General features: G+C 62.8%; 2 protein-coding genes and 1 pseudogene. All 3 read left to right on the top strand.

Annotation, left to right across the window (positions count from 1 at the left end; genetic code table 11):
* Window positions 1–534, top strand: a 534-nt coding sequence (locus AC3WTM_RS29470; protein WP_492574120.1) for a Rossmann-fold NAD(P)-binding domain-containing protein, incomplete at its 5' end; no start/stop codon positions are given.
* A gap of 20 nt (window positions 535–554) precedes the next feature.
* Window positions 555–868: pseudogene (locus AC3WTM_RS29465) on the top strand (NAD(P) transhydrogenase subunit alpha part 2).
* Between the two features lie 27 nt (window positions 869–895).
* Window positions 896–1578: NAD(P)(+) transhydrogenase (Re/Si-specific) subunit beta (locus AC3WTM_RS29460; protein ID WP_492574119.1), on the top strand; the 683-nt coding region annotated here is incomplete at its 3' end.

Below are 1578 nucleotides of genomic sequence, written 5' to 3'. Positions count from 1 at the left end.
CCGGCGGTAAAAGAGCAGATCGAATCCCTCGGCGCCAAGTTCGTCGACGTGCCCTACGAGACCGATGAAGAGCGCGAATGCGCCGTCGGTGTCGGCGGTTACGCTCGCCCGATGCCGGCCAGCTGGATGCAGCGCCAGGCCGCGGCCGTGCACGAACGCGCCAAGCAGGCGGACATCGTTATCACCACCGCGCTGATTCCGGGCCGCAAGGCACCGACGCTGCTCAGCGCGCAAACCGTGGCCCAGATGAAACCGGGCTCGGTGGTCATCGATCTCGCGGCCGCCCAGGGCGGCAACTGCCCGCTGACCGTGGCCGACCAGGTGGTCGTCGAAAATGGCGTGACCATCGTCGGCCCGACCAACCTGGCCAGCGCCGTGGCGGCTGACGCTTCGGCGCTGTATGCCCGCAACCTGCTGGACTTCATGAAACTGTTGTTCGATAAAGAAGGACAACTGGTGATCAACCTTGAAGACGATATCGTCGCCGCGTGCCTGATGTGCCGCGACGGCCAGATCGTGCGCAAGAACGGCTGAGGATAAAAACAATGGAAGACATGCTGATCTCTGACGGTATCTACAACCTGATCATCTTCGTGCTGGCGATCTATGTCGGTTACCACGTGGTCTGGAACGTCACGCCTGCGCTGCACACCCCGTTGATGGCGGTGACCAACGCGATCTCGGCGATCGTGATCGTCGGTGCCATGCTGGCAGCGGCCTTGACCGTGACGCCACTGGGCAAGACCATGGGCACCCTGGCCGTGGCCCTGGCCGCGGTGAACGTATTCGGTGGCTTTTTGGTCACCCGCCGCATGCTGGAAATGTTCAAGAAGAAAGCGCCGGCAAAAGCTCCGGCCACCAAAGCTGAAGCAGTCAAGGCTGAGGTGCAGCAAGCATGAGCATGAACCTGGTTACTTCCCTGTATTTGATCGCCTCGGTCTGCTTCATCCAGGCGCTCAAGGGCCTCTCGCACCCCACCACGTCGCGTCGTGGCAACCTGTTCGGCATGCTCGGCATGGGCCTGGCGATCCTCACCACGGTCGGCCTGATCTATAAGTTGGGCTCCGAACTGGCCCAGGACGGTATCGTCTACGTGATCGTCGGCCTGCTGATCGGCGGCACTGCCGGGTCGATCATGGCCAAACGCGTTGAAATGACCAAGATGCCGGAGCTGGTCGCCTTCATGCACAGCATGATCGGCCTGGCCGCGGTGTTCATCGCCGTGGCTGCCGTGGTCGAGCCGCAGTCGCTGGGCATCGTCAAGCAACTCGGTGACGCGATCCCGGCCGGTAACCGCCTGGAACTGTTCCTCGGTGCCGCCATCGGTGCAATCACCTTCTCCGGCTCGGTGATCGCCTTCGGCAAGCTGTCGGGCAAGTACAAGTTCCGCCTGTTCCAGGGTGCACCGGTACAGTTCAGTGGCCAGCACAAGCTGAACCTGCTGCTGGGCCTGGCCACACTGGGCCTGGGCGTGACGTTCATGCTCACCGGCGACTACACCGCCTTCGGCGTGATGCTGGCGTTGGCCTTCGTGCTCGGCGTGCTGATCATCATCCCGATCGGCGGCGCGGACATGCC

Source organism: Pseudomonas sp. EU05-FHT14B02, assembly GCF_058791055.1.
The sequence above is the reverse complement of the archived record's forward strand: the minus strand, read 5'-3'. Positions and strand labels throughout refer to the sequence as shown.